A 25,397-nucleotide genomic window follows, 5' to 3' on the forward strand; every position below is an offset into this window, starting at 1 on the left:
ACTCTCGGAGAATTGCCCGTTATGGAACAGACCTCAAAGAAGAAGACCTCGAAGCCGTATTCACCTGAGTTCCGCGAGCGTGCGGTGCGGCTGGCGATGGAACACCGCGATGATTATCAGAGCGAGGCTGCGGCGCTGACGGCGATTGCAGGTAAATTGGGCTGTTCGACGGACAGCCTTCGCGTCTGGATGCGACAGGTCCAGCGCGATGGTGGCGAACGGCCGGGACCTACCAGCGCTGAGATCGCGCGGATCAAAGAGCTTGAGCGCGAGAACCGGGAACTGCGGCAAGCGAACGAGATTCTGCGCAAAGCTTCAGCGTATTTTGCCCAGGCGGAGCTCGACCGCCCGTTTCGCAAATGACTGCTTTCATTGAGGAAAGCCGAGAGGCATTCGGGGTCGAGCCGATCTGCAGGGCACTGCAGTTTGCCCCTTCCACCTTTTATGACCGGCGGGCGATCATGCGTGATCCTGACCGGGCCTCGGCCCGGGCCAAATCGGATGCCGCCCTGAGCCTCAAGATCGACGCGGCCTGGGATGCCAACCGCAAGCTCTATGGCGCGCGGAAGATCTGGCATGTTTTGCGACGGCAGGGTGAAGACGCCGCCCGCTGCACCGTGGAACGATTGATGCGCCATCTGGGCATCAGGGGCGTGGTCCGTGGCAAGAAGGTCATCACGACCAATCCTGACACGTCTCTGCCTTGCCCGGACGACAAGGTGAACCGGCTGTTCATGGCGGATCGGCCGAACAAGCTGTGGGTTTCAGATTTCACCTATGTGCCCACATGGTCCGGCACCGTCTACGTGGCCTTCGTCATCGACGTCTTTGCACGTCGTATTGTCGGTTGGCGCGTCTCGACATCGATGAAGACCCAGTTTGTGCTCGACGCGCTGGAGCAAGCGATCTGGCAAAGAAAGACGCCGGATAACAAGAGCTTGGTCCACCATTCGGACCGCGGATCACAATACCTGTCGATCAAATACACCGAACGCCTGGCCAAGGCCGAGATCGACCTTTCCGTTGGAACAGTTGGCGATGCCTATGACAACGCCTTGGCTGAATGCGTCATCGGCCTGTTCAAGACAGAGGTCATCAACCAGATCGGCCCCTGGAAATCAATGCGCGAGGTCGAATGGGAAACGCTGAAATGGATCGATTGGTATAACAACCGCCGCCTGCTTGGCCCAATCGGATACATCCCACCCGCAGAAGCAGAGGAGGCGTTCTATGCAAACCTGAACTCACTCGATATGGTCGCGTAGTCATTGAACAAACCACCCTCCGGTAAACCCGGGGCGGTTCAGTAGTGGCAGGTGACGTTGTGTGCGGTGGCGCCCGCGGGAATGATCGGCAGGCGGTCGATGTTGCGTTTGAAAGCCATGGTTCCGCCCCCCTATGCCAGCACGTTGGACAGACGGCCGTAGATCAGCTCGTCGGCCCCTTCGGCGTGGATGTCGCCCGCGTCATCCACCCGCAGCGCGAATTGCGGCAGGTTCTGCGTGGCGTGCCCCCAGACCTGCTGTCCGCCCTTTTCGCAATCGAACCGGCTGAAATGGCCGGGGCAGTTCAGCGTCTTGTCGGCGGCGTGATAGGACAGGGCAAACCCCTTGTGCGGGCACAGCACCGAAAAGGCGACGATGTCGCCGTCAGGGCCCGCGCCGCCTTCGACCGCCGACCCCAGCTTCAGCAGGATGCCGGGGCTGTCGGCATCGGGATAGCCGATGTCCATCGGCTCGTTCACCTGCAGATCGGCGATGTTGGCCAGTCTGGTGGACGGATAGTCCAGCATGGCCCGGCCGGCCTGGGCCTGCGCCGGCCCCGCGGGCATCACGGTGGCGGCTGCCGCGCCGGCCACGCCCATGACGCCGCCGCGCAGGAACTGGCGTCGGCCGACATCGACCAGACGGTTGCATTTCATGGCTTGCTCCTCCCGAAAGCTTGCTTTGTGGCAGACAGGGTAGCAAAGCCGCGAAACGGTGTTTCAGCATTATCAAATCGCCAACCATATGAAATTGTGAAACAATTAATGTCTGTTCGGTTTTCCGAACAGGTGCGTGCCGGGGCGCGCGGCGATCAGAGGCCCAGCTTCTGCATCTTTTCCCACAGTGTGGTGCGCGAGATCCTCAGGCGCCTCGCCGCCTCGGTCATCTGTCCGCCGCAGGCTTCCAGCACCCGCTGGATGTGCAGTCGTTCCGCCGCGTCGCGCACGTCCGACAGACTTGCCGGACTGGCCGAGACAGCCTCGATTTCCGGAAACAGGTGGACCGGCATCAGGATGTCCTGCTGCGCCACTGCCATGGCCTGCCGCAGTCGCGCCCGCAGCTCGCGGCCATTTTCTGGCCAGTCATGGGCGCGCACGGCGGCTTCGGTCTGGGGCGAGATTCCCCGCATCGGCTGCCCGCGCAGGGCGTTGAAGGCGGCGAACAACCGGTGCAGCAGCCAGACCGCATCTTCCGGCCGGTCCTTCAGCGGGGGGATTGGGATCTCGAGCCGGTTCAGCCGATGAAGCAGGTCGCCCCGGACGCGGTTCGGTTTCACCGCAATGGTCGTGTCGGTGCCGCAGGCCGTGACAATGCGGGCGGGCGTTCCCCGGTCAAGCCAGACCATCAACCCGTCCTGAAGGGCACGGTCCATGTGGCAAAGGCCGTTCAGGAAGATCGTGCCCTCGCCAACCTCGGTCATCGCCGCGCGCAATGCGGCGGCGGTGTCTTCCGCCCGCGCCAGGTTGGCGTGCGCAAAGAGGGCGGCCCTGCGGTCCGACAGGCTGTGGATCTGCCGGGCCACCAGCAGTTTCCCCGTGCCGCCCGCGCCACGGATCAGCACCGGAAGGTCCGAGCCTGCCGCCTGCACGGCAAGGTCGTCGATGCGCCGCGCGGCGGTGCTGATGCCCAGCAGGCCGACATCCTTTCCCGCTTTTTCAGGGGCCACGAGCATCGCCAGCCGTTCCAGGAACTCGGCCATCGCGAAGGGCTTGGTGATGTAGTCCGCCGCCCCCGCCTTCAGCAGGCGGACCGCCTGATCGATGCCGCCCTGCCCGGTGATGAACAGGAAGGGCGGCGGCGTCATGGTGCGGCACAGCGTCTCGAACAACTCTTCCCCCGTGCCGTCGGGCAGCCGAATGTCGCAGATCACCGCGTCGATCGGCGCGCGCGGGGTGCGAAGCGCGCCGACGGCGCGGTTGACCAGCTTCAGCCAGATCACCTCGGCGCCCTCCAGCCGAAGCCGCTGGTCGAGCGAGGCGCCCATGATCTCGTCATCTTCGACCAATGCGATGCGGCGGCCCGACAGCAGGCTCATGGCGCGGCCCGTTCCGGAAAGAGGATGCGGATTTCCGTCAGACCGGGGCCGCGCGCATGGACGATCCGCGCCCCCGTCCGCGACGCCAGTTCCCGGACCAGCCGCAGCCCCACCCCGCCGCCGCCCGGCGGCACGCGATCATCCGACAGCAGCCGCGTCGCAGCCGAAGCCGTCAGGCCCGGCCCGTCATCGCTGACGCGCAGGTCCAGCCCTTCCGGCGTGTCTGCCACCCGCAAGCCGACCGTGCCGCCATGCCCCGCCGCCTGCGAGGCATTCAGCAGCAGGTTCAGCGCGATCTGGCGCACCGGCATCGCCTGCCAGCGCGCCAGATCGGCCGCATCGACCCGCCAGTCCAGCCGTTGACCCTGACGCACGGTTTCGGGTTCGAACAGCAGTTTCAGGTCCGCGAAATCCTCGCGCGCAAGGGGCACGCCCTGCCGGTCCATCCGGTTCTGTTCCAGCGTCGCGCGGGCGACATCGCGCAGGTGCCGCAACCCGCGGTCCAGCAGCGCCGCCGCATCGCGCACCACCTCGGGCCGGTCGGCATAGCTGAGGATGGTGTCGGTGGCGTTCAGCAGGCCGCCCAGCGGGTTGTTGATCTCGTGTGCCAGCGACGACGACAGACGGCCAAGGCTGACGAACCGCTCGCGCTCGGCCAGGCGGCGTTCGGCATCGGCCTTGGCGCTGCCCGCCTCGACCATGGCGTTGTAGGTGCGGAACAGCCGGGCCAGTTCCTTGTCGCCGACGGGAATCTCCGCCTCGGCAATCGCCTCGGGCTGGCCCTCGGCCGCCGACATCCGCGCCGACAGCAGCGTCACCGGGCGCAACATGCGGCGCATCGCCAGATAGCCGCCGGTCGCCAGCGTCAGCGTCGCCAGCGCGTTCCCCGCCAGAAGCAGCACCAGAACCCGCCGCCGTTCCGCCGCCAGATCAGAAACATCCAGTTCGGTCAGCATCTTCCCGACGGTGCGGCCCTGGTAGGTCAGGTCGGCCAGCACCCGCACATGCGCGTCGGCCCCGGCCAGCGTGACCTGCTCGATGGTCTGCGCACCGGCCAGCAGCGGCCCCAGATCGCTGTCAACCGGCGCGCGGTTGGGGTCCGAGGCGGCAACCACGGCGCCATCCTCGTCGGCCACCACGGTCAGGACCGTGCGCTGCCCGGCCATCGCCTGCCTTGCGCGGTCCAGAATGTCATAGACCTCCCAGACATCGCGGCGCAGGACCGCGGGCCCCAGCGCGATGGCCAGCCCGTCCACGTGCAGGCGGGCCAGTTCGCGCAGGCGGTCCTCCTGCACCTTGCCGAGGGCCGTCATCACCTGCTGCGAAGCGACGACACCCACCAGCACCATCATCCCGGCGGCGATCATCGGCACCTTGATCGACAGGGGCAGGCTGCCCGACAGCCTCATGGCGCCGCCACCATCCGCATTCGCTGGCGGATGCCCTCGAACAGCGCGATGTCCCCGGCCACCACGCCGTCAAGCTGCAGGAGCGACAGCGCGGCGCGGCCGTCCCCGGTCCTGTCCAGCGCCATGAGAACGTCGCGCAGCACCGAAACGGTGTCGTCCGCCGCCCTGTCCTTGCGCACCACGAAGGGCGGGAAGCCCAGGGGTTCGGACCGGGCGATGATCCTGGTGCGCGCGGTCAGGTCGGGTTCCAGCGCGGACAGGGCCTCCCACACGTATCCGTCGACGCTGCCCGACCGTGTCAGCCCCCCCGCCACCGCGCGCACCACGTTGCGGTGGCCATAGGTGAACAGGAAGCTCGCGAAGAACGTGTCCGGCCGCTCGCCCATCCGGGCCAGGTCGGATGCGGTCACCAGCCAGCCGGAATTGCTGTCGGGGTCGGAAAAGGCATGGGTGCCGCCCCGCAGGTCCGGCAGGCCCCGGGCGGAGTCGGTCGCGGCGGCGATCAGGTAGGACCGATACAGCGGCGCACCCCGCCAGACCGGCACGCCGATCAGGGCAAGTGCCGCTTCGTGCTGCAGGAACGGATAGCCGCACAGCCAGGCCGCATCGACGGTTCCTTCCAGCAGCAGGCCCGTCACCTCGCGGTAGGTCCGGCGCTGCACAAGCTCGACCGTCCGACCGGTGCCCCTGCCCAGCGCGGACCTAAGCCGGGCAATGATCTCGGCGTCGTTGTCCAGGAAAACCGGGGTCAGGCCCAGCCGGATCGTGCCCGCCGCCCGTGCGATGCAGGGGGCGGCAAGGCAGGCCCCTGACGCCGCAAGAAATTTGCGTCGATCCATGCTCGCAAAGTCCTCCCCTCGGGCAGCATGACGCCGGTTTCCGTTTCCCGCAACGGCCTTTGTCGGGGCAGATCCGGCCACCTGCACGGGGTCGGCGCGTCGATCGGCGGACGGCAATCGGCGGACGGCAGTCGGCGGACGGCAGTCGCGCGCGCAGCCTCGGGCGGAATGCCGGAAAGACCGTCCTCCGTCTGGCCGTCCACCCCGCCGCGGCGCGGCATCGCCGCCTCCGGCAAGCCGCGGGCAGTTGTCAGGGGCGGTATCGACGGCCCGCGCGGGTGCTTGCGCCCCGGCAGGCGCTGGTCGGAAAGCCTGTCCACCGCAGGGCCGGGCCGCCCCGTGCACCGGCAAAGGGCCCGCCGCTCCGCCGCCGCCAGCCTGCCGGACTTTGGATCGAAAGGCAGTTCCGGCTGGGTTGAGGGGGTGATCTGTGGCAAAGTCGGGACGCGCGTGCCCGGGAACGCTGGTTCCCCGTTTGGCGGGCGGCAAGCCCCTTAGGACATGAGGCCCCGATGACCCGAACCCCGAAAGCACAAGAAAGCCTTGCAGCCGCGCCGGTTGCTGCCGGGCTGCCGGCAGTGGTCGCACCCCGGCCCGCCCCCCCGCAGGACCATCCGCACCGCAACTTCGACCGGGCGGTCAGGGGGGCCATGGCGCGGCTGAGCGGCGGGGTCTCGCCCCACGCCTTCCTCGAAGCCTGGAGCGACTGGGCGCAGCATCTGGCGCAATCGCCCGGCCGCCAGATCGATCTCGCCGAACATGCGCAGCACAATGCGCTCAAGCTGATGGCGCTGACGACCAGCCCTGCCGACGCGCCGCCCTTTGCCCCGAAGCCCTATGACCACCGCTTCGACCATCCCGGCTGGCAGAGCCTGCCGTTCCAGATGTGGCAGCAGGGCTTTCTGGCGGTGCAGGACTGGTGGGACCATGCCACCGACGCCACGCGCGGATTGCGGCAGGAGGATGCCGACCGCACCCGCTTTCTGGCCCGCCAGACGCTCGACGTGCTCTCGCCGGCCAATTTTCCCCTGCTCAACCCCGAGATCATCGCCGAAACGGTCAGGACCGGCGGTCTGAACCTGACCGAAGGGGCGGCGCATTTCACGCATGACGTGCTGAAGACGCTGTCGGGGCAGCGCGACCCTGCGCCCGAAGGCTACCGCATCGGCGAGGATCTGGCCTGCACCCCCGGTCAGGTGGTGTTCCGCAACGACCTGTTCGAACTGATCCAGTATGCGCCGCAGACCGCACAGGTGCAGGCCCGGCCGATCCTGATCGTCCCGGCCTGGATCATGAAATACTACATCCTTGACCTGTCGCCGCACAACTCGATGGTCGGATACCTCGTCGGCCAGGGCTTCACCGTGTTCATGATATCGTGGTGCAACCCGACCGCCGACCAGCGCGACCTGGCGCTGGAGGATTACCGCAAGCGCGGTGTGATGGCGGCCCTCGATGTCGTCTCTGCGATCGTGCCCGACACGCAGGTGCATTCGGTCGGCTACTGTCTGGGCGGCACGATGCTGGCGATTGCGGCGGCCACGATGGCACGCGACGGCGACGACCGGCTGGCCTCGGTCACGCTGATGGCGGCACAGGTCGATTTCGCAGAGGCGGGCGAACTGCTGCTGTTTCTCGACGAAAGCCAGATCGCCTTCCTGGAAGATCTGATGTGGGAACAGGGCTATCTGGACCGCCCCCAGATGGCCCGGGCCTTTGCCGCGATCCGGGCCGAAGACCTGATCTACACCCGCAACGTGCAGCGCTATTTCCTGGGGCGGGATGACCTGCCGACCGATATCGGGGTCTGGAACGCCGACGCCACGCGGATGCCCGCACGGATGCATTCGCAATATCTGCGCAGCCTGTTTCTGGAAAACCGGCTGACGGCGGGGCGGTTCGCGGTTGAAGGCCGGGTCATCGCGCTGAAAGACATCGACGCGCCGCTGTTCGTGATCGGCACCGAAGCCGACCACATCGCGCCGTGGCGGTCGGTCTACAAGACCCAGTTGTTCACCGATTGCGACCTGAGCTTCGTGCTGACCAAGGGCGGGCACAACGGCGGCATTCTCAGCGAGCCGGGGCACAAGGGGCGGCATTACCGCCTGTCGCACCGCCCGGCCGGGGCGCTTTACGCAGGCCCCGATGCCTGGCTGGCGCAGCACCCGGCCAGGCCGGGGTCGTGGTGGCCCGCCTGGGCAGACTGGCTGCAGGCTCGCGGGGGCGGTCCGGCTCCGGCTCCGGCGATGGGCGCACCCGACAGGGGCCACGCTCCGGTCGGTGACGCGCCCGGCACCTATGTCTTCCAGCCGTGACCGGGGAAAGCCCGCGGTCGGCGGCATCTGGCCGCCGCCGAGGTTGTGTCACGGCGCAGCAGCGGCTGCGCCAGCCAGGCACGGGCGACCGTTGCGGGCGCCCGTGCCGCTTGACAGGGAAGCGTGATCAGCAGGCGGCGATGAAACGCTGGCCTGCCGAATTGCGGTAGTAGCATTGGCCCTGCTGCGGTGCCGGGCCGATCAGAGTCGAGGCCGCGACGCCGACGGCGGCACCGATCAGGGCGCCTTGGGTGCGGTCGTCTCTATCGGAGACCGCAGCGCCGAGTGCTGCACCGCCGAGTGCGCCCATGGCGGCATTCTGGTCGGTGGTGGCGCAGGCAGACAGCGACAGGGCGAGAATCGGCAGGATCAGGACGAATTTTTTCATGGCAGCCTCGTTAGGGGAATGTGCTCTGATCATACAACGACTCAGGATCGGAATTGTTCCATTGAAATGCGTGGCGGCGGTTTCCTGCCGGGCACCGGGGCGGGCAGCGGCGAACATTAGAAATCGCCCGTGGCGTCAGGCCTTGTCATGGCGGGGGGGCGGGGTTGCCCCCGCCCCTGGGTCAGGCCTGGCGCGCGGCGGCGACCGAGGCTTCGAGGATCTCCATCGCCTCGGCGAAATGCGCGTCGGGGATGGTGATCGGGGCAAGGAAGCGGATCACGTTGCCATAGACGCCGCAGGTCAGCAGGATCAGGCCGCGGCTCAGCGCCTCCAGCCTTACGCGGTTGGTGAAGCCCGCGTCGGGTTCGTGGCTGCCGGGGTTGGCGAACTCGACCGCCACCATGAATCCGGGGCCGCGGATGTCGACGATTTCGGGCGTGGTGGAGCGGATCTGTTCCAGCCGCTGCTTCAGGCGGCTGCCAAGTTCGTTGGCGCGGGCGCAGAGGTCTTCCTCCTCGATCACGTCGAGCACGGCATGGGCGGCGGCGATGCCCAGCGGGTTGCCGCCGTAGGTGCCGCCAAGCCCGCCGGGGTGGGCGGCGTCCATCAGGTCGGCCCGGCCGGTGACGGCGGCCAGCGGCAGCCCGCCGGCCAGACCCTTGGCCATGGTGGTCAGGTCTGCGGCCACGTCGTAGCCGTGCATGGCGAACAGGGTGCCGGTGCGGGCAAAGCCGGTCTGCACCTCGTCTGCGATCATCACGATGCCATGCTCGTCGCAAAGCTTGCGGATGCCGCGCACGAGGTCGGCCGGGGCGGGGTAGAAGCCGCCTTCGCCCTGCACGGGTTCGAAGATGATCGCGGCGACGCGGCCGGGGTCGAGATCGGCCTTGAAAAGCTTGGTCAGCCCGGCCATCGCATCGGCGGTCGAGATGCCGTGCACGTCCTGCGGGAAGGGCACATGCCAGACGTCGGGCATCATCGCGCCGAAGCCCTTCTTGTAGGGCTCCACCTTGCCGGTCAGCGACATGCCCATGAAGGTGCGCCCGTGGAAGGCGCCGCCGAAGGCGATGACGCCCGAACGCCCGGTGGCGATGCGGGCGATCTTGACCGCATTCTCGCAGGCCTCGGCGCCGGTGGTGACGAAGATGGTCTTCTTGGCAAAATCGCCCGGAACGGCGGCGTTCAGCCGTTCGGCAAGGCGGATGTAGGATTCGTAGGGCAGCACCTGGTGGCAGGTGTGGGTGAAGCGCGACATCTGCTCGGTGACGGCGGCCATCACGCGCGGATGACAGTGGCCGGTGTTGACCACCGCGATGCCGGCCGCGAAGTCGATGTAGCGGTTGCCCTCGATATCCCAAACCTCGGCGTTCAGGGCGCGGTCGGCGTAGATCTGGGTCATCATGCCGACACCACGGGAAATGGCATCGTCACGGCGTTTGGCGACTTCGGCGTTCAGCATCGGGGGCTCCGGTTTCAGGCCCGGTCGGGCGTTTGGCGCATATGATCCGGAATCGGGCGGCGGTTCAATCGGGAAGGTGGGAAGGCGCCTCCGGCGGGGATATTTGGACAAGGTGAAACGGGAGGTGATTCACCTCGTGTTAACCAGTGTCGGGGCAGGCTGCGTCCGGGATCTGCGGCGAGGATGCGATGGCGGAACGTGCGATGTCTGTTGGCGGCCCTGCGTGGACGGAAGCCGAGCGGTTGGACTGGCTGCGGCTGATCCGGTCGCGGCGGGTCGGGGCGGTGACGTTCCACCGGCTGCTTGCCGACCACGGCTCGGCGGCCGGGGCGCTGGCGGCGCTGCCCGGAATCGCGGCGGCGGCGGGGGTGGAGAATTACGCACCCTGCCCGGTGGAGGTGGTGCGGCACGAGATGGCGCAGGCGCGGATTGCGGGCGCGCGGCTGCTGTGCTTCGGCGAGGCGGATTATCCGGCGGCGCTGCACGATCTGGCGGATGCGCCGCCGGTGCTGTGGGTGCAGGGCAATGCGGCGCTGCTGAACCGGCCGATGGTGGCGATGGTGGGGGCGCGCAATGCGTCGAGCCTGGGGCTGCGGATGGCGCGGCGGCTGGCGGAAAGCCTGGCCGAGGCCGGGTTTGTCGTGGTTTCCGGCCTCGCGCGCGGCATCGACGCCGAGGCACATGCGGCGGCGCTGGCCTCCGGCACGGTGGCGGTGCAGGCGGGCGGGGTGGATGTGGTCTATCCGGTCGAGAATGCGGCGCTGGCTGCCGACATCGCGGCGAAAGGCTGCCGCGTATCGGAACAGCCGATGGGGATGGAGCCGCAGGCGCGGCATTTCCCGCAGCGCAACCGCATCGTCTCGGGGCTGGCGCAGGCGGTGATCGTGGTCGAGGCGGCGGGGCGCTCGGGCAGCCTGATCACCGCGAAGACCGCGCTCGATCAGGGGCGCGAGGTGCTGGCGGTGCCGGGGCATCCGTTCGACGCGCGGGCCGCCGGGTGCAACATGCTGATTCGCGACGGGGCGACGCTGATCCGCAATGCCGCCGACGTGATCGAGGCGCTGGGCGAGGGCGTGACGGGGCGGCTGGTGGTGCCGAGGCGGGACGAGCCCGTGGCGTTGCCGCCCCTGCCGGGGCCGGTGCCCGCCCGGCGCCCCTTGCAGGAAATCGCCGCGCTGCACAGCCGGATTCTGGCGCGGCTCGGCCCCAGCCCGCTGGCCGAGGATCAGCTGATCCGCGACCTCGCGATGCCTGCGGCCCATGTCGCGCCCGAACTGCTGACGCTGGAACTGGAAGGGCGGATCCAGCGGCAGGCGGGGGGGCTGTTGTCGCGGAACGACTAGGGGGGTCTCAGGGGCAGGTGTCCGTCAGGACGGCGGCGAAATCGGGGCAAAGGGCGGGGTCGGCATACCAGACATCGGTGGGCCCGATGGCCCAGTGGGCGACCTGCCAGAAGCCGTCGGCGTATCGCATCAGGGCATCGACGCCGGGGCCGTCGATGGTATCGGGCGCGCGGCCTCTTTGCACCATCGGGGTTTCGGCAAGGTCGATCTCGCCGCCGCCGGGGCGCTGCGCGGTCAGCCGCATCAGGGCCACGTCGCCGTCAAGCCGCAGGTCGCGCACGACGAACTCGACCGGCGCGCCGAGTTCCTGTTCTGCGACCGGGCGCAGGGCATCCATCAGGGCGGCACGGTCGGCGGAACCCCGGGCCGGTTCGGTCCAGGCGTGCAGGGGCAGGGCGGGCAGCAGCGCGCAGGCAAGGGCAGCTCTCAGCATCGGGTGTCACGTCCTGGTCCGGGGGACAAAGGCGGCACCGTGGCGGCGGCCGGGTGGCGCGTCAAGGGCACCAATCGGTGTTGCCGCAGGGTGCAGAGGCTCCATTGACAAGGACAGCGCTACACCCACATCTTGCCGCGCTACCGCAAGGGGCGTTTCAGAGTGAGGTCGTCATGGCAGTCGTCGTCGTAGAATCCCCGGCCAAGGCCAAGACAATCAACAAGTATCTGGGGTCCGACTACACGGTTCTGGCGTCTTACGGCCATGTGCGCGACCTGCCGCCCAAGGATGGCTCGGTCGACCCCGAGCATGATTTCGAGATGAAATGGGAAGTTGCGGCCGACAGCCGGAAACACGTCCGCGCGATTGCCGAGGCGCTGAAGACCGACAACGAGCTGATCCTGGCCACCGACCCCGACCGCGAGGGCGAGGCGATTTCCTGGCATCTGCAGGAGGCGCTGGCCTCCAGCATCAAGAAGGGCACCAAGGTCAGCCGCGTGACCTTCAACGCGATCACCAGGGCGGCGGTGACCGAGGCGATGAAGAACCCGCGTCAGGTCGACGGGCCGCTGGTCGATGCCTATCTGGCAAGGCGGGCGCTGGACTATCTGGTGGGCTTCACCCTGTCGCCGGTCCTGTGGCGCAAGCTGCCGGGCGCGAAATCGGCCGGGCGGGTGCAATCGGTCTGCCTGCGGCTGATCGTGGACCGCGAGATGGAGATCGAGGCGTTCCGGGCGCGCGAGTTCTGGACGGTGGGGGCAACGCTCGTCACCCCGCGCGGCCAGGAGTTCGAGGCGCGCCTGACGGTGCTGGCGGCCAGGAAGCTCGACAAGTTCGACATTCCGACGGCAGAGGCCGCCGAACTGGCGGTGCAGGCGGTCACCTCGCGTGCGCTGACGGTGCAATCGGTCGAGGCCAAGCCCGCCGCGCGCAACCCCTCGGCGCCCTTCATGACTTCGACCCTGCAGCAGGAGGCGAGCCGCAAGTTCGGCATGGGTGCCAAGCAGTGCATGAACGCGGCGCAGCGGCTCTACGAGGCCGGGCACATCACCTACATGCGGACCGACGGCATCGACATGGCGCCCGAGGCGGTGATGGCGGCGCGCGACGAGATCAGGCGCCGTTTCGGGGCGGCCTATGTGCCCGACAGCCCGCGGATGTACAAGAACAAGGCCAAGAACGCGCAGGAAGCGCACGAATGCATCCGGCCGACCGACATGGCGGCGGCCCCCGAAAGCCTGCGCCTGACCGAGGCCGACCAGCGCAAGCTCTACGACCTGATCTGGAAACGCACCATCGCCAGCCAGATGGCGGCGGCGCGGCTGGAGCGGACGACGGTCGATGTCGGAAGCGCGGACGGCCAGGTGGTGCTGCGCGCCACGGGCCAGGTGGTGCTGTTCGACGGCTTCCTCAAGGTCTACGAGGAAGGGCGCGACGACGAGGAGGGCGACGACGCCCGCCTGCCGCAGATCATGCCGGGCGAGCCCGCCGAAAAGCGGAAAGTGGCGCAGGAGCAGCACTTCACCCAGCCGCCGCCGCGCTACACCGAGGCCACGCTGGTCAAGCGGATGGAGGAACTGGGCATCGGGCGGCCCTCGACCTATGCCAGCATCCTGACCACCATCGTGGACCGGGAATATGTGCGCAAAGACAAGAACCGCCTGATCCCCGAAGACAAGGGGCGGCTGGTGACGGCGTTCCTGTCGAACTATTTCCGAAAGTATGTGGAATACGACTTCACCGCCGATCTGGAGGGGCAGCTTGACGATGTCTCGGCCGGGACGCGCGCCTACAAGGAAGTGCTGGCGCGGTTCTGGCGCGATTTCTCGGCGGCGATTGCCGAGACGGCAGACCTGCGGATTGGCGAAGTTCTCACCAAAATTGACGAGTTTCTGGCGCCGCATCTCTACCCGCCACGCGCCGACGGGTCCGACCCGCGCATCTGCCAGGTCTGCGGCACCGGGCGGCTGCATCTGAAGACGGCGCGTTCGGGCGGGGCGTTCATCGGCTGCGGCAACTACCCCGAGTGCCGGTATACCCGGCCGATCTCGGTGACCGGGGACGAGGGTTCTGTGATCTCGCCCGACGGGCAGGTGCTGGGGCAGGACGAGAACGGCGTGCCGATCAGCCTGCGCACCGGGCGGTTCGGCCCTTACGTCCAGCGCGGCGAGGCCAGCGAAGAGGTGCCGAAACCGCCGCGTGCCAGCCTGCCGAAAGGCTGGGCGCCCGACACGCTGACGCTGGAACGGGCGCTGATGCTCTTGGACCTGCCGCGGCTGGTCGGGGCGCATCCCGAGGATGGCCTGCCGATCGAGGCGGCGATCGGGCGGTTCGGGCCCTATGTCAAGCATGGCAGCACCTACGCCAACATCGCCGATGTCGAGGAGGTCTTCACCATCGGCATGAACCGCGCGGTAGAGGTGCTGGCGCAGAAGTTCACCCGTGGCGGGCGGGCCGCTGCTGCGGGGCCGCTGCGCGAACTGGGCGAGCATCCCGATGGCGGCCCGGTGTCGGTGATGCCGGGGAAATACGGGCCCTATGTGAAATGGGGCAAGGTCAACGCCACGCTGCCGAAGGAACTTGCGCCCGAGGTGGTGACGCTGGAAGAGGCGCTGGCGTTGGTGGCGGAAAAGGCGGGCAAGGGCAAACCCGCGAAGAAGGCGGCTGCCAAGCCCAAGGCGGCGGCCAAGCCGAAAGCGGCGGCCAAGCCCAAGGCCGTGGCAGAGGGGGCCGAGGCCAAGCCGAAAGCTGCGACGAAACCGAAGGCGGCCGCCAAGGCCCCGGCCAAACCCAAGGCGCCGGCCAAGCCGAAGGCCCCGGCCAAGCCCAAGGCCGCGCCGAAACTCGCCAAGGGCTGAAGCGTCACGCCAGGGTGGCGCGCGGGTCGATCAGGCGGGCCAGCACCTGCTCGACCCGGATCACGCCGCAGGGCGCGCCTGCGTCGGTCACCACCACCTCGCCCGCGCCGTCGCGCAGCATCTGCATCACCCGGCGCACCGGGGTTTCGGCGGTCACGCTGTGGGGGGCCGACGAGGTGCCGGGCTGCATCACGTCGCGGGCGGTCAGAACCCCCAGCGGGTTCATGTGCGCCACGAAATCCGCGACGTAATCCGACACCGGGTTGGCGATGATCTCGCGCGCGGTGCCGCACTGCACCATCCGGCCGCCGTCCATCAGCGCGATGCGGTTGCCGATCTTGAACGCCTCGTCAAGGTCATGGCTGACGAAGACGATGGTGCGTTTCAGCGTGGCCTGCAGGTCCAGCAGTTCGTCCTGCAACCGGGCCCGGATGAGGGGGTCGAGGGCGGAAAAGGGCTCGTCCATCAGCAGGATCGGCGCGTCGGTGACGAAGGCGCGGGCGAGGCCGACGCGCTGCTGCATCCCGCCCGAAAGCTCTCCCACCCGGCGGTCGGCCCAGGCGGTCAGGTTCACCAGCGCCAGTTGCTCGTCCACCTTGACGCGCCGCTCGGCCGGGGTCTGGCCCGCCAGTTCCAGCCCGAGGCCGACATTCTCGCGCACCGTACGCCACGGCAGCAGGCCGAAGGCCTGGAACACCATGGCGATGGTGGTCAGGCGCAGGCGGCGCAGCGTGTCGCGGTCGGCATTGGTGACCGAGACCATGCGCCCGCCGTCCGCCACCCGCACCTCGCCGCGCACCACCGGGTTCAGCCCGTTCACGCCGCGCAGCAGGGTCGATTTGCCCGAGCCCGACAGGCCCATCAGCACCAGTATCTCGCCCGAGGCGACCGACAGGCTGCAATCATGCACGCCCAGCACCTGCCCCGACTGTTCCTGCACCTCGGCCCGCGTCAGGCCGCGGTCCATCAGCGGCAGGGCGCGGTCGGGGTTGTCGCCGAACACGATGGAAACACGGTCGAACTCGACAGCGGGACTGGGCGCTGCATCGGTCATTTGCGGGTCACCCTCAACATCCGGTCAAGGATGATCGCCACGACGACGATCACGAAGCCCGATTCAAAGCCCAGCGAGGTGTCCACCCGGCTCAGCGCCTGCACCACCGGCTTGCCCAGCCCGTTGGCCCCGACATAGGCCGCAATCACCACCATCGACAGCGACAGCATGATGGTCTGGTTCAGCCCCGCCATGATCTGCGGGAAGGCCCAGGGCAGCTCGACCTTCCAGAGCCGCTGCGACGGGGTCGCACCGAAGGCGGTCGCGGCCTCCATCAGCGCCAGCGGGGCGGTGGAAATGCCAAGGTAGGTCAGCCGGATCGGCGCGGGCAGCACGAAGATCACCGTGGCAATCAGCCCCGGCACCATGCCCAACCCGAAGAAGATGATCGCCGGAATCAGATAGACGAAGGTCGGCAGCGTCTGCATCAGGTCAAGCACCGGGCTGATCGCCTGATAGGTGCGGGGGCGGTGCGCCAGCCAGATGCCGGTCGGCACCCCCAGCCCCATGCAGACCACGCAGGAGGAAAGCACCAGCGCCAGGCTTTCGGTGGTTTCCTTCCAGTAGCCCTGGTTGAGGATGAACAGGAAGCCGAGCGCCACCACGAGGCAGGTCTTCCATGACCGTTGCAGCACCCAGGTGATCGCCACGAACACAAGGATGATCAGGACCGGATGCGGCGCCTGCAACATCCACAGCACCCCGGCAATCAGCCAGTCCATCGCCTCGGACAGCGCGTCGAACAGCCAGCGCGCATTGGTCTTCAGCCATCTGAACACCGTTTCGGCGGTGTCGCCCACGGGCAGTTTCGGAAGGTTCAGGAAGTCCATCTTGCCCCGCTGCGGCCCGGAAAAGGTCGGCCCCGGGGGATGCCCGGGGCCGGAGGGGTTACTTCAGCGCCGCAGCAACCGCTGCCGCCGCATCGCCGCCGTCCCTGGTGGTGACGCCCGCAAGCCAGGGGGTGACCGCATCGGGGTTGGCCGCCAGCCATTCTTTCGCGGCCTCGGCCGGATCGGTGCCGTCGTTCAGGATCTTGCCCATGATCTCGTTTTCCATCGCCAGCGTGAACGACAGGTTGTTCAGCAATGCCCCGGTGTTCGGGCACTCGGTGACATAGCCCTTGCGGGTGTTGGTCATCACCGTGGCGCCGCCAAGGTTGGGGCCGAAGAAATCGTCGCCGCCGGTCAGATAGGACATGGAGAAGTTGGCGTTCATCGGATGCGGTTCCCAGCCGAGGAAGATCACCGGCTCGCCGCGTTCGTCGGCACGGGCGACCTGCGCCAGCATCCCCTGTTCCGACGACTCGATCACCTCGAACCCCTCCAGCCCGAAGGCGTTCTTGGCGACCATGTCGATGATCAGGCGGTTGCCGTCGTTGCCGGCCTCGATGCCGTAGATCTTGGCCCCAAGCGCCTCTTTCTGCGCGGCGATGTCGGCGAAATCCCTGATGCCAAGCTCGGCACCCTTGGCGTTGGTGGCCAGCGTGTATTTCGCGCCCTCAAGGTTGGTGCGGACCACCTCGACGGTGCCCGCGTCGCGGTAGGGGGCAATGTCGCCCTCCATCGTCGGCATCCAGTTGCCAAGGAACACGTCGATGTCGCCTTCGGCCATCGAGGTGTAGGTGACCGGCACCGACAGCACCTTGATGTCTGTCTCGTACCCCAGGGCTTCGAGGATCAGCGTGGTGACGGCGGTGGTGGCGGTGATGTCGGTCCAGCCGACATCCGAGAAGGTGATCTTGTCGCAGCCTTCGGCGGCGGCGGGCCCGGCCAGAAGGCAGGCGCAGGCGGTCGCGAAAAGGGCGGATTTCAGGTCTTTCATGATTGGTCGTCCCTGTGGTTTCCGGGTGGTGGTCTTTTTGTTGATTGACGAGTCAATAAACTTCACGCTACCTCGCCTTGGCAAGCATTAAATCAGGAGTCTGGCAGGTGCCGAAACTTGGGATGGAGCCTATCCGAAAGGCGGCGCTGGTCAAAGCCACGATTGTCGAGATCGGCCGTGTCGGCAGCCTGGATGTGACGGTCAGCCAGATCGCCAAGCGGGCCGGCATGTCCTCGGCGCTGGCGCATCACTATTTTGGCGGGAAAGAGGCGATGTTTCTGGCGGCGATGCGGCATGTGATGGCGCTTTATGCCGCAGAAGTGCGCGGTGCGCTCCTGGCGGCGCAGGGGCCAGAGGCACGGTTGCAGGCCATCCTGCTGGCCTCGTTCAGCGCGTCGAGCTTCCGGCGCGAGGTTGTGGGGGCCTGGCTGAACTTCTGGGTGATGGCGCAGACGGTGCCCGAGGCGCGCCGCCTGCTGGCCGTCTATCAGCGGCGCCTGCGGTCGAACCTGCGGGCCTGCCTGCGCCCGCTGGCGGGGGCACGGGCCGAGGCGGTGGCCGATGGTCTGGGCGCGCTGATCGACGGGGTCTATCTGCGCGAGGTGCTGAAGGAAGGCCCGCCCGATGGCGCGGCGGCGGTGGCGCTGATGCGGGGCTTTCTCGATGCCGAACTGGCGGTGCGGCGATGAGGGCGCAACCTACGGCCAGCCATTTCGTCAACGGCGCCTATCTGGAGGATGCGGCGGGGGAAGCGTTCGACGTGGTCCATCCCGCCACCGGCGAGGTGATCGCCCGGCTGCACGCAGCGACCCCGGCGGTGATCGACGCGTCGCTGTCGGCGGCGCAGGGCGCGCAGAAGGCCTGGGCCGCGACCCGCCCGGTCGAACGTGCCCGCATCCTGCGCCGGGCGGCCGACCTGATCCGGGCGCGCAACGACGCGCTGTCGCTGCTGGAGACGCTGGATACCGGCAAGCCGCTGCAGGAAACCACCGTGGCCGACTGGCCTTCGGGTGCGGATGCGCTTGAGTTCTTTGCCGGGCTGGCGCCGTCTGTGACCGGCGAGACGATCCCGCTGGGGCGCGATTTCGTCTATACCCTGCGCGAGCCGCTGGGAGTCTGCGTCGGCATCGGCGCGTGGAACTACCCCAGCCAGATTGCCTGCTGGAAGGCGGCGCCCGCGCTGGCCCTGGGCAATGCGATGGTGTTCAAGCCGTCGGAGGTGACGCCGCTGGGGGCGCTGCAACTGGCGCAGATTCTGGCCGAGGCGGGCCTGCCCGCCGGGCTGTTCAATGTGGTGCAGGGGCAGGGCGCGGTGGGGGCGGCGCTGGTCACCGATCCGCGCGTGGCCAAGGTGTCGCTGACCGGCTCGGTGCCGACCGGGAGGCGGGTCTATGCGGCGGCGGCCGAGGGGCTGCGCCATGTCACGATGGAACTGGGCGGCAAGTCGCCGCTGCTGGTCTTCGACGATGCCGATCTCGACTCGGCGGTCGGGGCGGCGATGCTGGGCAACTTCTATTCCGCCGGACAGGTGTGCAGCAACGGCACGCGGGTGTTCGTGCAATCGGGCATCCTGCCCGCGTTTCTCGACCGTCTGGCGGCGCGGACGGCGGCGATGGTGATGGGCGACCCGCTGGACATGGCAACGCAGATCGGGCCGCTGGTCTCGGCCGCGCAGGCCGACCGGGTGATGGGGCATATTACTGCGGCGGTGGCAGAGGGCGCGCGGCGGGTGTGCGGCGGGACGCGAAACGGTTGTTTCGTGGCCCCCACGGTGTTCGCCGGGGTCACCGACGCCATGGCGCTGGCGCGGGACGAGGTGTTCGGGCCGGTGATGGCGGTTCTTCAGTTCGAATCTGAAGAAGAGGCCGTAACCCGCGCCAATGCAACGGAATTCGGCCTTGCCGCCGGGGTGTTCACCGCCGATCTGACCCGGGCGCATCGCGTCGTGGCGGCGCTGGAGGCGGGCACCTGCTGGATCAACGCCTACAACCTGACGCCGGTCGAGGCGCCGTTCGGCGGCGTGAAGCTTTCCGGCGTGGGGCGCGAGAACGGGCGGGCGGCGGTGGAACATTATACGCAGGTCAAGTCGGTCTATGTCGGGATGGGGCCGGTCGATGCGCCGTATTGACGGGCCACCTGCCAAAGGAACAGGCGCATGACGGCGGAGTATGTGATCGTGGGGGCCGGCTCGGCCGGGTGCGCGCTGGCCTACCGGCTGGGCGAGGCCGGGGCGCGCGTGACGGTGATAGAGCATGGCGGCAGCGATGCCGGGCCGTTCATCCAGATGCCGGCCGCGCTGTCTTACCCGATGAACATGGCGCGCTATGACTGGGGGCTGAAGACCGAACCGGAACCGCATCTGGGGGGCAGGGTGCTGGCCACGCCGCGCGGCAAGGTGATCGGCGGGTCGTCAAGCATCAACGGCATGGTCTATGTCCGCGGCCATGCCCGCGACTTCGACCATTGGGCCGATCAGGGGGCGCAGGGCTGGAGCTATGCCGACGTGCTGCCCTATTTCCGCCGGATGGAAAACTGGCACGGGATCGAGGGCCAGCCCGAATGGCGCGGCCATGACGGGCCGCTGCACATCACGCGCGGACCGCGCCACAACCCGCTGTTCGATGCCTTCATCGCGGCCGGCGCCGAGGCCGGCTATCCGGTGACGCGCGACTACAACGGCGCGCAGCAGGAAGGCTTCGGCCCGATGGAGGCGACGATCTGGCAGGGGCGGCGCTGGTCGGCGGCCAACGCCTATCTGCGCCCGGCGCTGAAGCGCGGCAACGTGCGGGTGGTCCGGGCCTTCGCCCGGAGGGTGATCGTGCAGGGCGGCCGCGCCTTGGGCGTCGAGGTCGAGCGGGGCGGCAAGATCACCACGATCCGCGCCAGCACCGAGGTCATTCTGGCAGCTTCGTCGATCAACACCCCGAAATTGCTGATGCTTTCTGGAATAGGCGAGGGCGGCCATCTGGCGGCGCATGGCATCAAGGTGCTGGCCGACCGGCCCGGCGTGGGTGCCAACCTGCAAGACCATCTGGAGCTTTACCTGCAGTTCGCCTCCAGCCAGCCGATCACGCTGTTCAAGCACTGGAACCTGCGCGGCAAGGCAAGCATCGGGGCGCAGTGGCTGTTCACCGGCAAGGGGCTGGGCGCGTCGAACCAGTTCGAGGCCTGCGCCTTCATCCGCAGCAAGGCGGGCGTGGATTACCCTGACATCCAGTATCATTTCCTGCCGATCGCGGTGCGCTACGACGGCAAGGCGGCGGCCGAAGGGCACGGCTTTCAGGCGCATGTCGGGCCGATGCGGTCGAAATCGCGCGGGGCGGTCACGCTGCGATCGGCCGACCCTTCCGACCCGCCGCGCATCCTGTTCAACTACATGTCGCATCCCGAGGACTGGGAGGATTTTCGCCGCTGCATTCGCCTTACGCGCGAGGTTTTCGGGCAGGCGGCCTTCGCGCCCTATATCGGTCCCGAGATACAGCCCGGCGCCACGCTGCAATCGGACGCCGAACTGGATGGCTTCATCAAGGCGCATGTCGAAAGCGCCTACCATCCCTGCGGCACGGCGCGGATGGGGCGGCGCGACGATCCGCTGGCGGTGGTTGACCCCGAATGCCGGGTGATCGGGGTCGAGGGGCTGCGGGTTGCCGACAGCTCGATCTTCCCGCGGGTGACGAACGGCAACCTGAACGGGCCGTCGATCATGGTGGGCGAGAAGGCGGCCGATCACATCCTTGGCCGGATGCCGCCCGCGCCGATGAACCTGGAGCCGTGGCTGCACCCCGACTGGCGCACCGCGCAACGCTGATCCGGCGATCCGCGTTAACCATTTGTTAACTTTTGGCTTGATCGGGGGCTGAAATGGCCGCAGACCGGGCGGATGTTAATTATTCGTTCGCTTCTTGTTCTGACTCTGGCGCTGGTCGTGCTGCCGGCGGTGTCGCCCACCCTGCTGGGCGTGGCGCGTGTGATCGACGGCGACACGCTGGAAGTGGCCGGGCAGCGTGTGCGCCTGTTCGGCATCGACGCGCCGGAACGCGACCAGACCTGCGACCGCAACGGCGAGGTCTGGGCCTGCGGGCAATGGGCCGGCGCGATGCTGGCCGGGGCGCTGACCGGCCCGGTCAGTTGTGCGGTGCAGGACCATGATCGCTATGGTCGCGCCGTGGCAATCTGCCATGCCGGGGGCCGCGATCTGGGGCGGGCGCTGGTCGAGGCCGGGGCGGCGCGGGCCTACCTGCGCTATTCCGACCGCTACGCCGCCGTCGAAGCCGATGCCGGGGCGGCGCGCCTTGGCATCTGGGCCGGGCCGATGGTGACGCCCGAGGCGCACCGCCACCGGGCCGAGGCGGCACCGGCGGGTTGCGCGATCAAGGGCAACATCTCGGACAAGGGCCGCATCTTTCACCGGCCCGGCCAGCGCGACTATGCCGCGACCCGCATTTCGCCGGAAAAGGGCGAGGCGTGGTTCTGCACCGCCAGCGACGCCGAGGCCGCAGGTTTCCGCCCGGCGCGGCGCTGACTTGATCCGCATCAAGGTTTGCCCGCGACCCTCCGGTTAGGGTCTGGGCTGACGAATGACACAGGAATGGATGCATGTCGCACACGCCGCACGAACTGAACGAGGAATTTCCCGCCGAGATCGAAAGGATTCATGCCCTCAAGACCACCAACGCGCATTTCGCGCGACTGGTCGAAGAATACAACGGCGTCAATCAGGAAGTGTATCGCGCCGAGACGCGGATCGACCCGACCTCGTCGGAGCATGAGGCCATGCTTCGCCAGAAGCGTCTGAAACTGAAAGACGAAATCCGCAGGATGCTGAGCGCGGCCTGAGCCGCGGGCACGGTGATGCCGTCCGGTGGTTCAGGCCGCCGGACCCTCTCCATGCGGCTGCCTGCGCTGCAGCCTGCGCGCGAATTCGTGAAACATGTTGGTGATGCGGTTGCGGGCGGCGTCTTCGTGGTCGCCCAGCAGCTTGCCCGCCAGCCCCCCGCCCTCGATGGTGCCGAGATAGCTCAGGTCGGTGGCCTCGTCGATCCGCGCCAGCGTCAGGTCAAGATCCAGCGCCAGCGACCCGCCCAGCAGGTGCCTGGCCCGCGCCGTCATCCGGTAGGCGCGCCGCGGCGTCAGTTCGAGGATGGTCAGGGTGCCGGGCAGTTTCAGGGTGATCATCGCGGTTTCGCGCATCGCCAGAAAATCGAACACGGTTTCCGATGTCCGGGTGACCTTCGACCCGCCGGGCAGGAAGGATTGCAGCAAGACCGGATCATGCAGCGCACGCACCACCGCAGGCGGGCGGACCGCAACGTTGACCTGACCCTGAACCTGCATGATCGCCCCTTCCCGTCGCACCGGCCATGCGGCCCGGCCCGGAGCCGGATCGTCCGGCCGGGCGGGTTTCACGTTGTCCGGACAAGGGTCTAGCCCAAGGCGAAACGCGGGGCAAGCCCGGCCTAATCTGCGATTTCGTAAGGCAGCAGGCCGCGCCGGTCGGGGTCGACGCGCAGCCGCCGTTCCAGCGGCGGAACGGACCGCTGGTGGCAATCGGTCCGCTCGCAGATGCGGCAGGAAATGCCGATCGGCTCGAACCGGCCGCGCAGATCGAGGCCGTCGGCATAGACCAGCGCGCCGGCATGTGCCACCTCGCAGCCAAGGCCGATGGCAAAGCGCCGCACCGGGGCCTGATACGACCCGCCGGGCTTGGACACATCGCGGGAAAGGCACAGGTAGCGCACCCCGTCGGGCGTTTCAGCCAATTGGCGCAGGAAGCGTCCCGGCGTCTCGAACGCCTGATGCACGTTCCACAGCGGGCAGGCGCCGCCGAAGCGGGCGAACTGCAGGCGTGTTGCCGAGTGGCGCTTGGTGATGGTGCCCGCCTGATCGACCCGAACGAAGAAGAACGGAATGCCCTTGGCCCCCGGCCGCTGCAGGGTGGAAAGCCGGTGCGCCACCTGCTCGATCGAGGCGCCGAACAGGTCGGCCAGCCGTTCCAGATCATGCCGCGTGTCCAGCGCCGCCTGCAGGAAGGCGCGGTAGGGCAGCAGCGCCGCCCCGGCAAAATAGTTGGCCAGCCCGATCTTGGCGATGTCGCGCGCCTCGGGCGTGTGGAAGCGTGCGAGGTCGAGCGTTGCCTCCAGCAGGTCGTTCTGGGTGGTCAGCGCCACCTGATACAGGATCTGGAACCGCTGCGTCGGCCCCGAGGCGCGCGAGGATATGTGCAGCGTGGTGGTGGCGGGCTGAAAGCGGCGGATCACCGGGTCGTCCGAGAACGCGACCCCGATGCCGTGGCGCGACAGCGTTTCGGTCGCGGTGATTTCCATGTCTTTCCCGATACCTGCGGGCGATGCGTAATGTTCCGCCGCCCGGTCGATGGCGTCGAGGTAGTTGTCGCAGTAATGGAAGAAATCGCGCACCTCCTCCCACGGCGAGGGGCGCAGCGCGGTGTCTTCGCGCCCCAGCGCCTCGTCCAGCGATGCCAGCCGCTCGTGGGTCTGCCGGTAGGCGCGGTGCAGCACCAGAAAGGCGCGCGCCAGCGCAGGCGCGTTGGAGGCCGCCAGCCGCAGGTCGGCCAGCGGCGGGGCGGTGGCGGCAAACACCGGGTCGGCCAGCGCCTCGCGCATGTCGGACACGATGCGTTCGGCGTCGCCCGTGGTCAACTCGGTCACATCAAAGCCGAACTCCTGCGCCAGCGCCAGAACCACGCTGGCCGAGACCGGGCGGTGGTTGTTCTCCATCTGGTTGAGGTAGGGCAGCGACACGCCAAGCTTGGCGGCGAAAGCCTTCTGGGTCAGCGCCAGCCTGCCGCGCAGTTCGCGCAGCTTGGCCCCGGCATAAAGTTTCTGGATCGCCATGCGCCCCCCTTTGCAAAGCGACTGTGCGCTTTGCAAAGGGTGCGCGTCAAGCGCCGAGGCCCAGCCTGTGCGCCCGGGCAATCACCGCCCGGATCGCCAGCAGCGAGGCGAAGGACGAGGCGACCATCAGCAGGATCAGCGGCATCTCGCTGGCCCCCGGTGCCAGCAGAAACCCCGCCAGCGCCGCCAGGGCCGCGCCGCCACCGATCATGATCGCCCCGCCCAGCCCCGAGGCGGTCCCCGCCAGATGCGGCTTGATCGACAGCATCCCCGCGGTGGCGTTGGGGATCGTCATCCCGTTGCCGATGCCGACGAAGGTGATCATTCCGAAGAACACGTTGACATCGTGCAGCCCTGCCAGCGTCATCGCCAGCAGCGTCGACAATCCGGCCAGCGTGATGATCGAGCCGAACAGCACCATCCGGTTCATCCCGATCCGCACCGAAAAGCGCCCCGAGACGAAGTTGCCGATGGCGTAGCCAAAGGCAGGCGCCGCGAAATAGACGCCGACCTGCGCCGAGGTCAGCCCGAACACCACAGACCCGACATAGGCCGCCCCGCCCAGATAGGCAAAGAACGCGCCCGAGGCGAAGGCGGCGCACAGCGCATAGCCCCAGAAGCGGCGCGAGGCCAGCAACTCGGGGTATTGCCGGATCTGCGCGCCAAGGCTGACCTTGCGGATGGTCGCCGTCTCGCCCAGATCGGCCCAGGTCAGGACCAGCACGCCGATCCCCGCCAGCAGCAGGAAGCCGAAACTCGCCTGCCAGCCGAAGGCGGCATCCAGCAGCCCGCCGATCATCGGCCCGATCATCGGCACCAGCGACATGCCCATGGTGACATAGCCCAGCATCGAGGCCGCCTGCGCATCCGGCACCATGTCGCGCACCACCGCCCGGCTGAGCACCATGCCCGCCGCGATCACCGCCTGGATCATGCGCAAGACCAGGAACACCGTCGCATTGGGTGCCAGCAGCGTGCCCAGCGTTGCCAGCACAAAGATCACCAGCGCCACCAGGATCACCCGCCGCCGCCCGTAGCGGTCGGAAATCGGGCCGATCACGATCTGCAAAAGCGCGCTGAGCGCAAGGTAAAGCGCCACCGACAACTGCATCAGCGCATAGGGCACCCCGAACCATTCGGCCATGCCGGGCAGCGACGGCAGGAAGATGTTCATCGTCAGGGCCGAAATCCCGGCCAGCAGGATCAGCGTCGAAATGTGCGGGGCGGTGGTGCGGTCCAGAAACCGGACATGGGGCGGCTGTTTCATCCGGTCTGGCTACGCCGCCGCCCGGCCCCTGTCCATCGCGCAAACGCACAGGGGGGT

The 25,397-nt window shown here is 68.0% G+C and carries 22 protein-coding genes and 1 other annotated feature; of the genes, 9 read left to right on the plus strand and 13 right to left on the minus strand.

The window, feature by feature from the left end; genetic code table 11:
• Window positions 1-21: 21 nt before the first annotated feature.
• Window positions 22-1,265, plus strand: a protein-coding gene (locus RNZ50_09605; protein ID MDT8855264.1) for an IS3 family transposase whose coding sequence is annotated in 2 segments (ribosomal slippage) — window positions 22-325 and window positions 325-1,265 — 1,245 coding nt in all. Because the reading frame shifts where the segments join, the coding sequence is not laid out codon by codon here.
• Window positions 318-434 (plus strand) — a sequence feature (AL1L pseudoknot). (Overlaps the previous gene by 117 nt.)
• A 131-nt stretch (window positions 1,266-1,396) precedes the next feature.
• Here RNZ50_09605 and RNZ50_09610 read toward each other — a convergent pair.
• The 4 genes from RNZ50_09610 to RNZ50_09625 form a co-directional block, all read right to left on the minus strand.
• On the minus strand, window positions 1,397-1,921 hold the full coding sequence (locus RNZ50_09610) for an arsenate reductase (azurin) small subunit (GenBank protein MDT8855265.1): 525 nt from the start codon (window positions 1,919-1,921) through the stop codon (window positions 1,397-1,399).
• 155 nt (window positions 1,922-2,076) lie between these two features.
• A complete protein-coding gene (locus tag RNZ50_09615) occupies window positions 2,077-3,300 on the minus strand; it encodes a response regulator (protein ID MDT8855266.1) in 1,224 nt (407 codons plus the stop codon).
• Complete coding sequence (locus RNZ50_09620) at window positions 3,297-4,709, minus strand: HAMP domain-containing sensor histidine kinase (protein ID MDT8855267.1); 1,413 nt, start codon at window positions 4,707-4,709, stop codon at window positions 3,297-3,299. The genes RNZ50_09615 and RNZ50_09620 overlap by 4 nt, the downstream gene beginning before the upstream one ends.
• A complete protein-coding gene (locus RNZ50_09625) occupies window positions 4,706-5,548 on the minus strand; it encodes a PhnD/SsuA/transferrin family substrate-binding protein (GenBank protein ID MDT8855268.1) in 843 nt (280 codons plus the stop codon). Before RNZ50_09625 ends, RNZ50_09620 begins: the two co-directional genes overlap by 4 nt.
• A gap of 512 nt (window positions 5,549-6,060) precedes the next feature.
• On the opposite strand from RNZ50_09625, the gene RNZ50_09630 reads away from it, so the two are divergent.
• On the plus strand, window positions 6,061-7,863 hold the full coding sequence (locus tag RNZ50_09630) for an alpha/beta fold hydrolase (protein MDT8855269.1): 1,803 nt from the start codon (window positions 6,061-6,063) through the stop codon (window positions 7,861-7,863).
• A gap of 127 nt (window positions 7,864-7,990) precedes the next feature.
• Here RNZ50_09630 and RNZ50_09635 read toward each other — a convergent pair whose 3' ends face one another.
• Both RNZ50_09635 and RNZ50_09640 read right to left on the minus strand, forming a co-directional pair.
• Window positions 7,991-8,251 carry a glycine zipper 2TM domain-containing protein gene (locus RNZ50_09635; protein MDT8855270.1) on the minus strand — a complete coding sequence of 87 codons (261 nt, stop codon included), beginning with the start codon at window positions 8,249-8,251 and terminating at the stop codon, window positions 7,991-7,993.
• A gap of 181 nt (window positions 8,252-8,432) precedes the next feature.
• A complete protein-coding gene (locus tag RNZ50_09640) occupies window positions 8,433-9,710 on the minus strand; it encodes a 4-aminobutyrate--2-oxoglutarate transaminase (GenBank protein MDT8855271.1) in 1,278 nt (425 codons plus the stop codon).
• 203 nt (window positions 9,711-9,913) lie between these two features.
• On the opposite strand from RNZ50_09640, the gene dprA reads away from it, so the two are divergent.
• Window positions 9,914-11,053, plus strand: a complete 1,140-nt coding sequence (gene dprA, locus RNZ50_09645; protein MDT8855272.1) for a DNA-processing protein DprA — start codon at window positions 9,914-9,916, stop codon at window positions 11,051-11,053.
• Window positions 11,054-11,060: 7 nt separating this feature from the next.
• On the opposite strand, the gene RNZ50_09650 is transcribed toward dprA, so the two are convergent.
• Window positions 11,061-11,486, minus strand: a complete 426-nt coding sequence (locus RNZ50_09650; protein MDT8855273.1) for a hypothetical protein — start codon at window positions 11,484-11,486, stop codon at window positions 11,061-11,063.
• Window positions 11,487-11,659: 173 nt separating this feature from the next.
• On the opposite strand from RNZ50_09650, the gene topA reads away from it, so the two are divergent.
• The gene (gene topA / locus RNZ50_09655; GenBank protein MDT8855274.1) at window positions 11,660-14,344 is read left to right on the plus strand and encodes a type I DNA topoisomerase; all 2,685 of its coding nucleotides are present in this window, start codon (window positions 11,660-11,662) and stop codon (window positions 14,342-14,344) included.
• A 4-nt stretch (window positions 14,345-14,348) separates the two neighbouring features.
• Here topA and choV read toward each other — a convergent pair whose 3' ends face one another.
• From choV to RNZ50_09670, 3 genes are read right to left on the minus strand one after another with little or no spacing between them, the layout of a single operon-like run.
• Complete coding sequence (gene choV / locus RNZ50_09660) at window positions 14,349-15,398, minus strand: choline ABC transporter ATP-binding protein (protein ID MDT8855275.1); 1,050 nt, start codon at window positions 15,396-15,398, stop codon at window positions 14,349-14,351.
• Window positions 15,395-16,228 carry a choline ABC transporter permease subunit gene (choW, locus tag RNZ50_09665; protein MDT8855276.1) on the minus strand — a complete coding sequence of 278 codons (834 nt, stop codon included), beginning with the start codon at window positions 16,226-16,228 and terminating at the stop codon, window positions 15,395-15,397. The genes choV and choW overlap by 4 nt, the downstream gene beginning before the upstream one ends.
• A 58-nt stretch (window positions 16,229-16,286) precedes the next feature.
• Complete coding sequence (locus tag RNZ50_09670) at window positions 16,287-17,219, minus strand: choline ABC transporter substrate-binding protein (GenBank protein MDT8855277.1); 933 nt, start codon at window positions 17,217-17,219, stop codon at window positions 16,287-16,289.
• Between the two features lie 122 nt (window positions 17,220-17,341).
• Here RNZ50_09670 and betI point away from each other — a divergent pair, with 122 nt between their 5' ends.
• The 5 genes from betI to RNZ50_09695 all read left to right on the plus strand — a co-directional run bounded on the left by betI (window position 17,342) and on the right by RNZ50_09695 (window position 22,055).
• Window positions 17,342-17,908: a transcriptional regulator BetI gene (gene betI, locus RNZ50_09675; protein MDT8855278.1), complete on the plus strand. Its 567-nt coding sequence runs from the start codon at window positions 17,342-17,344 to the stop codon at window positions 17,906-17,908.
• Window positions 17,905-19,347, plus strand: coding sequence for a betaine-aldehyde dehydrogenase (betB, locus tag RNZ50_09680; GenBank protein MDT8855279.1), 1,443 nt, complete (start codon window positions 17,905-17,907; stop codon window positions 19,345-19,347). The genes betI and betB overlap by 4 nt, the downstream gene beginning before the upstream one ends.
• 27 nt (window positions 19,348-19,374) lie before the next feature.
• Window positions 19,375-21,027, plus strand: coding sequence for a choline dehydrogenase (betA, locus tag RNZ50_09685; protein MDT8855280.1), 1,653 nt, complete (start codon window positions 19,375-19,377; stop codon window positions 21,025-21,027).
• 72 nt (window positions 21,028-21,099) lie between these two features.
• Window positions 21,100-21,741, plus strand: a complete 642-nt coding sequence (locus RNZ50_09690) for a thermonuclease family protein (protein MDT8855281.1) — start codon at window positions 21,100-21,102, stop codon at window positions 21,739-21,741.
• Between the two features lie 74 nt (window positions 21,742-21,815).
• A complete protein-coding gene (locus RNZ50_09695) occupies window positions 21,816-22,055 on the plus strand; it encodes a YdcH family protein (protein MDT8855282.1) in 240 nt (79 codons plus the stop codon).
• Window positions 22,056-22,085: 30 nt separating this feature from the next.
• Here the strand turns inward: RNZ50_09695 and RNZ50_09700 are convergent, their stop codons facing one another.
• The 3 genes from RNZ50_09700 to RNZ50_09710 form a co-directional block, all read right to left on the minus strand.
• The gene (locus RNZ50_09700; protein MDT8855283.1) at window positions 22,086-22,553 is read right to left on the minus strand and encodes an SRPBCC domain-containing protein; all 468 of its coding nucleotides are present in this window, start codon (window positions 22,551-22,553) and stop codon (window positions 22,086-22,088) included.
• Window positions 22,554-22,675: 122 nt separating this feature from the next.
• Window positions 22,676-24,073, minus strand: coding sequence for a short-chain fatty acyl-CoA regulator family protein (locus RNZ50_09705; GenBank protein ID MDT8855284.1), 1,398 nt, complete (start codon window positions 24,071-24,073; stop codon window positions 22,676-22,678).
• A 46-nt stretch (window positions 24,074-24,119) separates the two neighbouring features.
• Complete coding sequence (locus RNZ50_09710) at window positions 24,120-25,340, minus strand: multidrug effflux MFS transporter (protein ID MDT8855285.1); 1,221 nt, start codon at window positions 25,338-25,340, stop codon at window positions 24,120-24,122.
• Window positions 25,341-25,397 lie beyond the last annotated feature (57 nt).

It is taken from the genome of Paracoccaceae bacterium Fryx2 (assembly GCA_032334235.1).
In the GTDB taxonomy this organism is placed as follows: Bacteria; Pseudomonadota; Alphaproteobacteria; order Rhodobacterales; family Rhodobacteraceae; genus JAVSGI01.